Below are 11,981 nucleotides of genomic sequence, written 5' to 3' on the forward strand. Positions count from 1 at the left end.
CCCATGGGAAAGCTATACGAACGCATGGACGGCCGGCTGCGCACCTTCATCGAGGAGCAGCCGGTCTTCTTCACCGCGACGGCCCCGCTGACGGCGGACGGCCACGTCAACCTGTCCCCCAAGGGCCGCAAGGGGACCCTCGTCGTCATCGACGACCTGACGCTCGCCTACCTCGACTTCGGCGGCAGCGGCGCCGAGACCATCGCCCACGTCCGGGAGAACGGCCGGATCACCCTGATGTGGTGCGCGTTCGACGGCCGGCCGACCATCGTGCGGGTGCACGGCCGGGCCGAGGCCGTCTTCCGTGACGACCCGCGCTGGGGCGAGCTGATCGGCCGGTTCGCACAGGCCGACGGGCCGAGCGCGCGGGCGGTCATCGTCGTGCACGCGAAGCGGATCTCCGACTCCTGCGGGTTCGCCGTCCCGTTCATGGAGTACGGGGGCGAGCGCTCGCTCCATGCGGAGTACTTCGGCCGCCAGACGGACGAGGAGTTCGCCGCGTACTGCGAGCGGAAGGAGTACGTCGGGGTGAGTGTCGACGGCCTGCCTGCGCTTCCCCTGCCCCTTCCTCCGCGTACCGTCTGACATGTGCTGCGTACCGCTCTCGCCACCGGCTCACTGATCGTCACCGCCCTGCTCCCCCAGAACAGTCCGACGCTGCCGGACCAGCTCGCCGACACCGGCGGCGGCAGCCAGCTCATCACCGCCGTCGCACCCGCCCCCGGTTCCACCACCGGGCGGGTGGTCTGGTGGGAGCTGTTGGCGGGGCACTGGATCGAGAAGGGCAGCGCCGATGCCCGGTTCGGATCCAAGGGCCTGACGGACGGCGCGACCCGCGTCCAGGGCACGAACACCACCCCGACCGGCCTGTACGCCCTCCCGTACGCCTTCGGCATCCGGCGGGCCCCGGCCGGGACGGAGTACACGTACCGGCGGGTGAAGGCCAACTCCTGGTGGTGCCAGGACATCGCCTCGACCAGCTACAACCGCTGGGTGGAGCCGTTGCCGGCGGACTGCGCGCCCGGCGAGTCCGAGCACCTGGTGGCGTACGCGCGGCAGTACGCGCACGCCATGGTCATCGCCTACAACTACGACCAACCGGTCCGCGGCCGCGGGGCGGGCATCTTCCTGCACGTCAACGGCAGGGGCGCGACGGCGGGCTGCGTGTCTGTCCCGGCGGAGGCGATGCGCGCGATCCTCCGCTGGGCCGATCCGGTGCGCAAGCCGCACATCGCGATCGGCACGGCGTCCGGCGACCTGGCGATCACCCGCTACTGACGGCCGTCCGGCGCCCGGACTGCCGGACCGTACCGGTCCCGCGGTCCGGGCCGGAGGCGTCAGCCTTCCTTCTGGGCCAGGCGGAGCAGGTGGTCGGCGAGGGCCTGGCCGCCCGCCGGGTCGCGGCTGATGAGCATCAGCGTGTCGTCGCCGGCGATGGTGCCGAGGACGTCGTGCAGTTCGGCCTGGTCGATCGCCGAGGCGAGGAACTGCGCGGCACCCGGCGGGGTGCGCAGGACGACGAGGTTCGCGGAGGCCTCCGCCGAGATCAGCAGTTCACCGGAGAGGCGCCGCATGCGCTCCTCCTTCGCCGACTCGCCGAGCGGGGCCTGCGGGGTACGGAAGCCGCCCTCGCTGGGCACCGCGTAGATCAGCTCGCCGCCGGTGTTGCGGATCTTCACCGCGCCCAGTTCGTCGAGGTCGCGGGAGAGCGTCGCCTGGGTGACGCTCAGTCCGTCGTCGGCGAGCAGCTTGGCCAGCTGGCTCTGGGAGCGGACCGGCTGCCGGTTCAGGATGTCCACGATCCGGCGGTGGCGGGCGGTGCGCGTCTGGGGAACGGAAGGACCTCCACCGGCATCCGCCTGGGAGGACCCCCACTGCTCGTTGTCCTGCGCCTGGCTCATCGTCGTCTCATTCCCCGGTTCGTCCGTCCCCGTTGGCTGCGTCGAGGATGCCGGGCAGGGCCTGGAGGAACGCGTCCGCCTCGGCCTCGGTGAGCACGTACGGGGGCATGAGCCGTACGACGTCGGGGGCGGGCGCGTTGACCAGGAAGCCGGCGTCCTGGGCCGCCTGCTGCACCTGCGGTGCGTACGGCCCGGTCAGCACGATACCCAGGAGGAGGCCCTCACCACGGACATGGGAGACCAGCGGGTGGCCGCTGCCGCCGCCGAGGCCCTCGATTCCGGAGCGCAGCCGCTCGCCGCGGGCCTTGACCTCGTCGAGGAGTCCGTCGGCGGCGATGGTGTCGAGGACGGCGAGGCCGGCGGCGCAGGCGACCGGGTTCCCGCCGAAGGTGGTGCCGTGCTGGCCGGGCTGCAGGAGGTCCGCGGCCGGCCCGAAGGCGGCCACGGCGCCGATCGGGAGACCGCCGCCGAGGCCCTTCGCGAGTGTGACGAGGTCGGGGTCGACGCCCTCGTGGGCCTGGTGCTCGAACCAGTGGCCGCAGCGCCCGATGCCGGTCTGCACCTCGTCGAGGACGAGGAGGGTGCCGGTGGCACGGGTGATCTCGCGGGCGGCCTTGAGGTAGCCGGGGGGCGGGACGACGACGCCGTTCTCGCCCTGGATCGGCTCGATGACGACGAGTGCGGTCTCCTCGGTGACGGCGGCCCGCAGGGCCTCGGCGTCGCCGTACGGGACGTGCGTGACGTCGCCGGGCAGCGGGCGGAACGGGCCCTGCTTCGCGGGCTGGCCGGTGAGCGCGAGTGCGCCCATGGTGCGGCCGTGGAAGCCGCCCTCGGTGGCGACCATGTGGGTCCGCCCGGTCAGCCGGCCGATCTTGAAGGCGGCTTCGAGCGCCTCGGCGCCGGAGTTGCAGAAGAAAATCCGGCCGGGGCGGCCGAAGAGCTGGAGCAGCCGCTCGCCGAGGGCGAGGACGGGCTCGGATGCGTAGAGGTTGGAGACGTGGCCGAGGGTGGAGACCTGGGCGGTCACGGCGGAGACGATCGCGGGGTGGGCGTGGCCGAGGGCGTTGACGGCGATCCCGCCGACGAGGTCGGTGTACTGCTTGCCGTCGGCGTCCCAGACCTGGGCGCCTTCGCCGCGGACGAGGGCCACGGCGGGCGTGCCGTAGTTGTTCGTGAGCGCGGCCTGCCAGCGCGCCGCGTACTCCTGATTGGCGGTCATGACGTCCTCCCTCCCGGGGTGGTGAGCGGCTTCGGGTCCGGCACGACCATCGTGCCGATCCCTTCGTCGGTGAAGATCTCCAGCAGGATCGAGTGCTGGACGCGCCCGTCGATCACCCGGGCGGTGCGCACCCCGTTGCGCACGGCGTGCAGGCAGCCCTCCATCTTGGGGACCATGCCGCTGGACAGTTCGGGCAGCAGCTCTTCCAGCTGGCTGACGGTGAGCCGGCTGATCACCTCGTCGCTGTGCGGCCAGTCGGCGTAGAGGCCCTCGACGTCGGTGAGGACCATCAGCGTCTCGGCTCCGAGCGCGGCGGCGAGCGCGGCGGCGGCGGTGTCGGCGTTGACGTTGTAGACGTGCCCGTCGTCGGCGCTGCGCGCGATGGAGGAGATCACCGGGATGCGGCCGTCGGCGAGCAGGGCCTCGATGGCGCCGGTGTCGATGGCGGTGATCTCGCCGACCCGGCCGATGTCCACCTGCTCCCCGTCGATCTCGGGCATGTGCCGGACCGCGGAGATGGTCTGGGCGTCCTCGCCGGTCATGCCGACGGCGAGCGGGCCGTGCTGGTTGAGCAGGCCCACCAGCTCGCGCTGGACGCGGCCGGCGAGCACCATCCGGACGACGTCCATGGCTTCCGGGGTGGTCACCCTCAGGCCGGCCTTGAACTCGCTGACCAGGCCCTCCTTGTCGAGCTGGGCGTTGATCTGAGGGCCGCCCCCGTGCACGACGACCGGGCGGATCCCGGCGTGCCGGAGGAAGACCACGTCCTGTGCGAAGGCGGCCTTGAGCTCGTCGTCGACCATGGCGTTGCCGCCGAACTTGATGACGACCGTCTTGCCGTGGTGGCGGGTCAGCCAGGGCAGCGCTTCGATGAGGATCTGCGCCTTCGGGAGGGCGGTGTGCTTCCGCGCGGGGCCGGTCATGAGCTGTAGGCGCTGTTCTCGTGGACGTACTCGGCGGTCAGGTCGTTGGCCCAGATGACGGCGGACTCCTCGCCGTGGGACAGGTCGGCGGTGATGCGCACCTCGCGGTCCTTCATGCTGACCAGGTCGCGGTCCTCGCCGACCGAGCCGTTCCTGCAGACCCACACGCCGTTGATGGCGACGTTCAGCCGGTCGGGGTCGAAGGCGGCCCCGGTGGTGCCGATGGCGGAGAGCACCCGGCCCCAGTTGGGGTCCTCGCCGTGGATGGCGCACTTGAGGAGGTTGTTGCGGGCGATGGACCGGCCGACCTCGACGGCGTCGGCCTCGCTGGCCGCGCCGACGACCTCGATGCGGATGTCCTTGCTCGCGCCCTCGGCGTCGCCGATGAGCTGGCGGGCGAGGTCGTCGCAGACGGTCCGCACGGCCTCGGCGAAGTCCTCGTACGCCGGAACCTGCGCGGAGGCTCCGGAGGCGAGCAGCAGCACGGTGTCGTTGGTGGACATGCAGCCGTCGGAGTCGACCCGGTCGAAGGTGGTGCGGGTGGCGGAGCGCAGGGCCCGGTCGAGGGTGGCGCTGTCCAGGTCGGCGTCGGTGGTGAGGACGACGAGCATGGTGGCCAGGCCCGGGGCGAGCATGCCGGCGCCCTTGGCCATGCCGCCGACGGTCCAGCCCCCGCGCGTGACCGCGGCGGTCTTGTGGACGGTGTCGGTGGTCTTGATGGCGATGGCGGCGGCCTCGCCGCCGTCCGTGGAGAGGGCTGCGACGGCGGTGTCCACGCCGGGCAGCAGCCGGTCCATGGGGAGCAGGACGCCGATCAGGCCGGTGGAGGCGACGGCCACCTCGCCGGCGTTGTGCTCGCCGCCGAGGGCCTCGGCGACCTTCTCGGCGGTGGCGTGGGTGTCCTGGAAGCCCTTGGGGCCGGTGCAGGCGTTGGCACCGCCGGAGTTGAGGACGACCGCGCTGACGGCGCCGCCGCGCAGGACCTGCTCGGACCAGCGGACGGGGGCGGCCTTGACGCGGTTGGAGGTGAACACACCGGCCGCGGCCAGGCGGGGCCCGTTGTTGACCACGAGGGCGAGGTCCGGGTTGCCGTTCTCCTTGATCCCCGCGGCGATGCCCGCCGCGGTGAATCCCTGTGCTGCCGTGACCGTCACTGCGTCTCCTCGTTCGCTTCTTCCGTCGTCGTCCGCAGCCCGGCGGCTGCGTGCAGGGCGCTCGATACGGCGCTCACGGTGCGACTCCGATCGTGGACAGCCCCAGGCTCTCGTGGAGCCCGAGGGCGATGTTCATGCTCTGGACCGCGCCGCCGGCGGTGCCCTTGGTGAGGTTGTCGATGGCGCTGATCGCGATGATCCGCTGCGCGGCCCCGTCGTGGGCGACCTGGATCTGAACGGCGTTGGAACCGTAGACGGATGCCGTGGCCGGCCACTGGCCCTCGGGCAGCAGGTGGACGAAGGGCTCGTCCGCGTACGCCTTCTCGTACGCCGCGCGCACCGCGTCGGCCGTGGTGCCGGGGAGAGCCCTGGCGGAGCAGGTGGCGAGGATGCCGCGGGACATGGGCGCCAGGGTGGGGGTGAAGGAGACGGAGACGCGCTGCCCGGCGATCGGGGACAGGTTCTGCACCATCTCCGGGGTGTGCCGGTGGCCGCCGCCCACGCCGTACGGGGTCACCGAGCCCATGACCTCGGAGCCGAGCAGGTGCGGCTTGAGGGCCTTGCCGGCGCCGGAGGTGCCCGTGGCGGCCACGATCACGGCTTCCGGCTCGGCGAGCCGAGCGGCGTAGGCCGGGTAGAGGGCGAGGGAGACCGCGGTGGGGAAGCACCCGGGAACCGCGATGCGCTTGACCCCCTCCAGTGCGGCCCGGCCCCCGGGCAGCTCGGGCAGGCCGTAGGGCCAGGTGCCGGCGTGCGGGGCGCCGTAGAACCTGTCCCAGTCCGCGGAGTCCTTCAGCCGGTGGTCGGCGCCCATGTCGACGACGAGCACGTCGGGTCCGAGCTCGGCGGCGACGGCGCCGGACTGTCCGTGGGGCAGGGCCAGGAACACCACGTCGTGGCCGGCGAGGACCTCGGCGGTGGTCGACTCCAGGACGCGGTCGGCGAGCGGGAGCAGGTGGGGCTGGAGCGAACCGAAACGCTGGCCGGCGTTGGAGTGGCCGGTGAGCGCGCCGATCTCCACCTCGGGATGGGCCAGGAGCAGGCGCAGGAGCTCACCGCCCGCGTATCCGCTCGCTCCGGCCACTGCTGCACGTACCACCATCGGACCCTCCTCTTGGATGGCATGACTATACGTAGCGCCGCAGTTTTATGCAATGTTGGTGATGTTGCCTCCCCCGGCCGCCGCCCCGCTGACCTGCGGCTGTGCTGGGCGGCGGCCCGGGGAGCATGTCAGGCGCAGGTGACGGCACGGCGAATCGCCGCCAGCGAGCGCGCCACGTCCGTGTCGGTGGTCGACCAGTTGCTCACCGAGATCCGCATGACGCGCCGGCCGTGCCAGGTGGAGCCGCTGATCCAGGTGTCGCCTTCGGCGAGCAGCCGCGCGAGGACCCGGTCGGTGCGGTCGTCGCTGCCGAAGGAGGCGCAGACCTGGGTGAACACCACCTCGTTGAGGACGGTCGCGCCGTCGATCGCGGCGATCCCGTCGGCGAAGGCGCAGGCGTGCCGGCACAGCCGGTCGACGAGGTCGGCCACCCCCGAGCGGCCGAGCGACCTGAGGACCGCCCACACGGGGAAGGCCCGGCCGCGCCGGGACAGCTCGGGGACCTTGTCGACCGGGTCGCCCTGCTCGTCGTGTATGAGGTAGTCGCCGCGCTGGCCCATCGCCGCCCGCAGCGCGGACGGGTCGCGCACGACGGCGAGGCCGCAGTCGTAGGGGACGTTGAGGGTCTTGTGGGCGTCGGTGGCCCAGGAGTCGGCGTCCGCGCAGCCGGCCGTCAGGTGCGCGTGCGCCGGGGAGACGGCCGCCCACAGGCCGAAGGCCCCGTCGACGTGCACCCAGGCGTCCGCCCCGCGGGCGGCGCGGATCGCCTCGGGGAAGGGGTCGAAGGCGCCGGAGTGGATGTCCCCGGCCTGGAGGACCACGATCGTCGGGCCCGGTCCGCGCCCCGCCAGGGTGCGGCGCAGGGCCTCGGGGTCCATGCGCCCCTGGTCGTCCGCCGGCACGGTCTCGGGTGCGCCGAGCCCCAGGTAGCGCAGGGCCAGGTCGACGGCGATGTGGCGGTCGGCGCCGGCGACGACGCGGACGGGCGGGCCGCCGGCGAGCCCGTCGTGGGCGGCGTTCCAGCCGGCGGCGCGCAGCACCGCGTCGCGGCCGGCGGCGAGGCAGGTGAAGTTCGCGGTGGTGGCGCCGGTGGTGAAGCCGACCGCGCTGCCGCCGGGCAGGCCGAGCAGGTCGAGCAGCCACCCGCTCGCGATGTCCTCGGCCGCCGCGTAGGCGGGCGAGGCTGCGCGCATCACGCAGTTCTGGTCCCAGGCGCTGACCAGCCAGTCCGCGGCCAGCGCGGCCGGCTCCGTACCGCCGACCACGAATCCGTGGAAGCGGCCGCTGGGGAACGCCGTCAGGCCCGGCTCGCAGGCCTCGGCCATCAGGTCGACGACCTCGGCGGGTACGCCGGGGCCGTCGGGCAGCTCGGTACCGAGCGCCCGCACGACCTCGTCGGCCGAGGCGCGGGCGGGCACCCGCCGCTCGGAAAGGCTCGCCAGCCAGCGCACGGCGTGCCCGTGCGCCCGTCGGAGCGCGGCCTCGCGCGCGTCCATACCTCGGACTATGGGACGGTCGCCGCCCCGTTGCAAGCCGCGGCCGCGGTCGGCCGCCCCGTCAGGTCAGCGGGTGGCGGACCCAGACGTTCGGCTCCACGTACGCCGCGTAGCCCTGGACCGGGTCGCAGTGGACCGGGGTGAGGGCCCCGGGCACGTGGACCGGGCCGGCCGTGTCGAAGGGCAGGCCCGTCCAGGCGCGCCACTCGTCCAGGGAGCCGGTGACCGTCATCGACAGCGGCGCGATCGAGTCGATCACCGCGCCGGCCCGGACGTGGACGCGCAGCCACGGGTCGTACGGCAGGCCGTCCTCGCGGGTGCGGTACGCGTACTCCTGCATCGGGGTGTCGGGCTCGGCCGGCTTGCCGCTCGGCCGCACCGGGGCCACCACCTCGGCGAAGCCGCGCGCACGGGCGTTGTCCCGCATCGCGGCCAGCATCCGCCCGGACAGGCCCTCGCCCTGCCGGCCGGTGTCGACGCTGATCTCGACCGCGCTCACCGTGTCGGGCTCGATCCCGCGCCGCAGGTCGGAGAAGGCCCACATGACGACCTGGTCCCAGCCGCGGGCCGGCAGCACCCCGTCCCGACCGGGCGCGTGCAGCGCGAACGGCACGCTGAACCCGCGGGCGACCACCGTGTCGCCGTCCAGGGCGACCAGCACGTACTCGGGCAGCTCCGACACCATCCGCGGGTACAGCAGCCAGGCGAGCGAGTCGTTGCCCGAGAACGCGGGCCACGAGTCCTCCATGTCGTAGAGCCGCTCGGCGAGTTCGGGGCGCCCGGCGATCGTGGTGATCTCTGTTCCGTTCATGTGCGCAGGCTAGGGGGGTTGCAGCGGCGACTCCACCGGATTAGGCGGGGGCCTGGAGCGAGAGGTGCCAGTGCCCCGACCAGCCGGTCAGGGTGATGGTCGACAGCGGTCGGACGTCCACGTTCCAGTACGTCTGCGGGGCGGCCCCGAGCGCGTACACCAGGGCCGCCCGCACCACCGAGGGCTCCGCGACCGCGACGATCGCGCCGCCGTCGTCGGTGGGCCGGGTGTCGAGCCAGCCGCCGATGCGGGAGATGAAGGCGAGGAGGGACTCGCCGCCGTGCGGGGTGGCGAGCGGGTCGCTGAGCCAGAGCTCCACCGCGCCGGGTTCGCGGGTGGCGACCTCGGCCAGGGTCAGGCCCCGCCAGCGGCCCATGTCGCACTCGCGCAGCGCCGGTTGGGCGAGCGGCGCGTAGCCGAGGGCCCGGCCGGTGGCCCGGCTGCGCGGGCCGGGCGAGCAGTAGCGCAGTCCGGCGGCGCCCAGCGGCACGAGGCCGTGCGCGGCGGCCGACAGGGTGCGCCAGCCCTCGTCGTCGAGCGGGCGGTCGTCGTCGAAGCGCTCGGCGAGCAGTGCGGAGCCGCGGGCTGCAGCGACGAGCGAAACCCGAACGTTCATGCGGCGATGGTGGGCCGCGGGCCGCACCGGGTCAAGCGTCCGGACCGACGGCGCCGGCCGGCTCCTGCCCCAGCCCGTCGCGCAGCCGGCGGACGGCCTCGCCCAGTTCCGCCGCGCCCGAGACCCCGGCGAAGCTCAGCCGTACGTACGGACCGGGGGGCTCCGCGCAGAAGTACGGGCGCCCGGGCGTGACCGCGACCCCGGCCCGCAGGGCGGCGGTCGCGAAGGCCGCCTCGTCGACCTCGCCGCCGGGCCGGGCCCACAGCTGGAAGCCGCCGGACGGCAGCCGGTCCGGCCGCAACCCGGGCAGTCCGCGGCGCAGCGCACCGGCCAGCACGTCGCGCCGGTGCCGCAGTTCGGCGGCGACCGTGCGCAGGTGGCGGGGCCAGGCGGGGGCGCCGACGAGTTCGAGGGCGGCTTCCTGGAGCGGGCGCGGCACGAAGAAGCTGTCCACGACCTGGATGGCGCGCAGCCGGTCCAGGACGGGGCCGCGGGCGGCGAGCGCACCCACCCGCAGGCTCGGCGAGGTGATCTTGGTGAGTGACCGGACGTGCACGACGACCCCGTCGTGGTCCTCGGCGGCCAGGGTCGGGGGCGGCGGCGCGGCGTCCTCGTGGGCGAGGGCGCGGGCGTAGTCGTCCTCGACGACGAACGCGCCGGCCGCCCGCGCGATGCGCAGCACCTCGGCCCGCCGCTCGGGGGCGAGCACCGCGCCCGTGGGGTTCTGGAAGAGCGGCTGGCATACGAACACCCGCGCTCCGGTGGCTTCGAACGCGGCGGCCAGCAGCTCCGTCCGGACACCGTCCGCGTCGACGGGGACGGGCACGGGCCGGCACCCCGAAGCCCGGGCGATCGACAGCAGCCCGGGGTAGGTCGGTGACTCCACCAGGATCGGCGCCCCCGGCGGGGCCAGCGCCCGCACGGCGGTGGTCAGCGCGCTCTGCCCGCCCGCGGTGACCAGCACGTCGGCGGCGGAGACGGAGCCGCCGATCTCGCGGGCGAACCAGTCGCGCAGCTCGGGCAGCCCTTCCACGGGCGGCCGCCCCCAGGCGCCGGGGCGCCGGCCGGCCCGGGCCAGGGCGGCGGCCATGGCCCGCTCCGGCTGGAGGGAGGGGTGCAGGTAGCCGCCGTTGAGCTCGATCACCCCGGTCGGCGGGGTCGCGAGGGAGCCGAGGACCCCGGAGGCGTCGACGGAGCGGGGGATGACCTCGCCGGCTCCCTCGGCGCTGAGGGCGACCTCCTGCCAGGAGGTGTCGCCGGGCGCGGGCTCGGCCGTGCGGGGGGCGGCCCGGAAGGCGCCGGCGCCGGGCCGGGTGACCACGAGGCCCTCGGCGGCGAGCTGGGCGAGGGCGCGGGAGACGGTGACGGGACTGACCCGGAAGCGCTCCACGAGGGCCCGGCTCGACGGCAGCTTTCCACCTACCGAGTAGCGGTCCAGTTCGGAGCGCAGAACATCCGCCAATTCCGCCACACTGCTACGCTCATACATGAGAGCACAGAATAGCGCTACCCCCTCCACCACGATAGCGGTCGGCACCCCGGGCGGAACACGGCCCGGCACCCCGACCGACACCCCGGCCCGCCGGACGGGCGGCGCCCCGGCCCGCCCGACGACCGGCACCGCGGGTCGTGCGGGGACCGGGACCGCGGCCGGCACCGCGCTCGCCTGCCTCGGGGTCGTCGCCTTCTCCCTGACCTTCCCCGCCACCGCCTGGGGCCTGGAGGGCTTCGGCCCCTGGAGCTTCGTCGCGCTGCGCAGCGTGCTCGCCGCCCTGATCGCGGGTGCCTTCCTGCTGGCCGGGCGGGTCCCGCTGCCCGCCCGCGAGCACTGGGCGGGGCTGGCCGTGGTCGTCGGGGGCGTGGTCGTCGGATTCCCGCTGCTCACCACCCTGGCGCTGACCACCTCCACCACCTCGCACGCCGCCGTCGTGGTCGGGCTCCTCCCTCTCACCACGGCGGCCCTGTCCGCCCTGCGCACCGGCGTGCGGCCCTCGCGCCGGTTCTGGGCCGCGGCCGTCGCCGGGGCCGCCGTCGTCCTCGGCTTCACCCTGGCGGAGAGCGGCGGCTCGCTCTCCGCCGGTGACGGCTACCTGTTCGGAGCCCTGTTGGCCTGCGCCGCCGGGTACACCGAGGGCGCGCGGCTGGCCCGCGCCATGCCGGGCTGGCAGGTCATCGGCTGGGCGCTGGTGCTGACCCTCCCGCTCACCCTCGCCGGTTCCGCGCTGGGGCTGGCGTACGAGCCGGTGCGGCTGACCGCCCACGGGCTGGCGGGGCTGGCGTGGGCTGCCGCGGGCTCCACCTTCCTCGGCCTGTACGTCTGGTACCGGGGCATGGCGGAGATCGGGGCCCCGCGGGCCAGCCAGCTCCAGTTGGCCCAGCCGCTGCTGACGCTCGTGTGGTCGGTGGCCCTGCTGGGCGAGCGGCTGTCGCCGGCCGCCCCGGCGGCCGCCTGCGCGGTGCTGGTCTGCATCGCCCTGACCCAGCGGGCTTAATCGGGACAATCGGCCGTAAACTGTCGTCACCGGATCGAGACCGCCTCCGAGGAGGTCAGCTTATGCGCGCGACCGAAGGCGACCAGCTGCTGCAGCACGGCAGAGTCGTGGGGCAGCACGACAAGGTCGGCGAGATCACTCAGGTACTGGGCGAAAACGGCAGCCCGCCCTACCGGGTCCGTTTCGCCGACGGCCACGAAGCCCTGATGTCCCCGGGCCCCGACTGCGTCGTGAAGCACCCGGAGGAACCCCGGCACTGATGCGGCG

13 protein-coding genes are annotated in these 11,981 nt (G+C 74.2%); 4 read left to right on the plus strand and 9 right to left on the minus strand.

Going from position 1 to position 11,981, the window contains the following annotated elements; translation table 11 throughout:
- Positions 1–3: 3 nt before the first annotated feature.
- The gene (locus ACZ4VL_RS18445) at positions 4–585 is read left to right on the plus strand and encodes a pyridoxamine 5'-phosphate oxidase family protein (RefSeq protein WP_468200768.1); all 582 of its coding nucleotides are present in this window, start codon (positions 4–6) and stop codon (positions 583–585) included.
- A gap of 6 nt (positions 586–591) precedes the next feature.
- A complete protein-coding gene (locus ACZ4VL_RS18450) occupies positions 592–1,278 on the plus strand; it encodes a L,D-transpeptidase family protein (RefSeq protein ID WP_468200818.1) in 687 nt (228 codons plus the stop codon).
- A 59-nt stretch (positions 1,279–1,337) separates the two neighbouring features.
- Here ACZ4VL_RS18450 and ACZ4VL_RS18455 read toward each other — a convergent pair whose 3' ends face one another.
- The 9 genes from ACZ4VL_RS18455 to ACZ4VL_RS18495 form a co-directional block, all read right to left on the minus strand.
- Positions 1,338–1,901: an arginine repressor gene (locus ACZ4VL_RS18455; RefSeq protein WP_385849490.1), complete on the minus strand. Its 564-nt coding sequence runs from the start codon at positions 1,899–1,901 to the stop codon at positions 1,338–1,340.
- A 7-nt stretch (positions 1,902–1,908) separates the two neighbouring features.
- Positions 1,909–3,120 carry an acetylornithine transaminase gene (locus ACZ4VL_RS18460; protein ID WP_468200771.1) on the minus strand — a complete coding sequence of 404 codons (1,212 nt, stop codon included), beginning with the start codon at positions 3,118–3,120 and terminating at the stop codon, positions 1,909–1,911.
- Entirely contained in the window at positions 3,117–4,043 is a 927-nt protein-coding gene (gene argB, locus ACZ4VL_RS18465) for an acetylglutamate kinase (protein ID WP_468200773.1), read from the minus strand. Before argB ends, ACZ4VL_RS18460 begins: the two co-directional genes overlap by 4 nt.
- A complete protein-coding gene (argJ, locus tag ACZ4VL_RS18470; RefSeq protein ID WP_468200774.1) occupies positions 4,040–5,197 on the minus strand; it encodes a bifunctional glutamate N-acetyltransferase/amino-acid acetyltransferase ArgJ in 1,158 nt (385 codons plus the stop codon). The genes argB and argJ overlap by 4 nt, the downstream gene beginning before the upstream one ends.
- 73 nt (positions 5,198–5,270) lie before the next feature.
- Positions 5,271–6,299, minus strand: a complete 1,029-nt coding sequence (gene argC / locus ACZ4VL_RS18475; protein ID WP_468200776.1) for an N-acetyl-gamma-glutamyl-phosphate reductase — start codon at positions 6,297–6,299, stop codon at positions 5,271–5,273.
- Between the two features lie 128 nt (positions 6,300–6,427).
- Positions 6,428–7,795, minus strand: coding sequence for a pyridoxal phosphate-dependent decarboxylase family protein (locus tag ACZ4VL_RS18480; protein WP_468200777.1), 1,368 nt, complete (start codon positions 7,793–7,795; stop codon positions 6,428–6,430).
- A 61-nt stretch (positions 7,796–7,856) separates the two neighbouring features.
- The gene (locus tag ACZ4VL_RS18485; RefSeq protein ID WP_404241494.1) at positions 7,857–8,606 is read right to left on the minus strand and encodes an N-acetyltransferase; all 750 of its coding nucleotides are present in this window, start codon (positions 8,604–8,606) and stop codon (positions 7,857–7,859) included.
- 40 nt (positions 8,607–8,646) lie between these two features.
- The gene (locus ACZ4VL_RS18490) at positions 8,647–9,222 is read right to left on the minus strand and encodes a histidine phosphatase family protein (protein WP_468200780.1); all 576 of its coding nucleotides are present in this window, start codon (positions 9,220–9,222) and stop codon (positions 8,647–8,649) included.
- A gap of 31 nt (positions 9,223–9,253) precedes the next feature.
- Positions 9,254–10,711, minus strand: a complete 1,458-nt coding sequence (locus ACZ4VL_RS18495) for an aminotransferase-like domain-containing protein (protein WP_468200781.1) — start codon at positions 10,709–10,711, stop codon at positions 9,254–9,256.
- Between ACZ4VL_RS18495 and ACZ4VL_RS18500 the strand changes: the two genes are divergently transcribed.
- Together ACZ4VL_RS18500 and ACZ4VL_RS18505 are read left to right on the plus strand one after the other, a co-directional pair.
- Positions 10,710–11,714, plus strand: coding sequence for a DMT family transporter (locus ACZ4VL_RS18500; protein WP_468200783.1), 1,005 nt, complete (start codon positions 10,710–10,712; stop codon positions 11,712–11,714). The genes ACZ4VL_RS18495 and ACZ4VL_RS18500 overlap by 2 nt on opposite strands.
- A 62-nt stretch (positions 11,715–11,776) precedes the next feature.
- Entirely contained in the window at positions 11,777–11,974 is a 198-nt protein-coding gene (locus tag ACZ4VL_RS18505) for a DUF1918 domain-containing protein (RefSeq protein ID WP_361102186.1), read from the plus strand.
- Positions 11,975–11,981 lie beyond the last annotated feature (7 nt).

Source organism: Streptomyces sp. NPDC029014, from assembly GCF_055564695.1.

Bases quoted from the DNA above. Each gene is read 5' to 3' on its own strand.
- ACZ4VL_RS18445 (WP_468200768.1), top strand. From the start codon at position 4: ATGGGAAAGCTATACGAACGCATGGACGGCCGGCTGCGCACCTTCATC.
- ACZ4VL_RS18455 (WP_385849490.1), bottom strand. From the start codon at position 1,901: ATGAGCCAGGCGCAGGACAACGAGCAGTGGGGGTCCTCCCAGGCGGAT.
- ACZ4VL_RS18460 (WP_468200771.1), bottom strand. From the start codon at position 3,120: ATGACCGCCAATCAGGAGTACGCGGCGCGCTGGCAGGCCGCGCTCACG.
- argB (WP_468200773.1), bottom strand. From the start codon at position 4,043: ATGACCGGCCCCGCGCGGAAGCACACCGCCCTCCCGAAGGCGCAGATC.
- argC (WP_468200776.1), bottom strand. From the start codon at position 6,299: ATGGTGGTACGTGCAGCAGTGGCCGGAGCGAGCGGATACGCGGGCGGT.
- ACZ4VL_RS18480 (WP_468200777.1), bottom strand. From the start codon at position 7,795: ATGGACGCGCGCGAGGCCGCGCTCCGACGGGCGCACGGGCACGCCGTG.
- ACZ4VL_RS18485 (WP_404241494.1), bottom strand. From the start codon at position 8,606: ATGAACGGAACAGAGATCACCACGATCGCCGGGCGCCCCGAACTCGCC.
- ACZ4VL_RS18490 (WP_468200780.1), bottom strand. From the start codon at position 9,222: ATGAACGTTCGGGTTTCGCTCGTCGCTGCAGCCCGCGGCTCCGCACTG.
- ACZ4VL_RS18500 (WP_468200783.1), top strand. From the start codon at position 10,710: ATGAGAGCACAGAATAGCGCTACCCCCTCCACCACGATAGCGGTCGGC.
- ACZ4VL_RS18495 (WP_468200781.1), bottom strand. From the start codon at position 10,711: ATGTATGAGCGTAGCAGTGTGGCGGAATTGGCGGATGTTCTGCGCTCC.
- ACZ4VL_RS18505 (WP_361102186.1), top strand. From the start codon at position 11,777: ATGCGCGCGACCGAAGGCGACCAGCTGCTGCAGCACGGCAGAGTCGTG.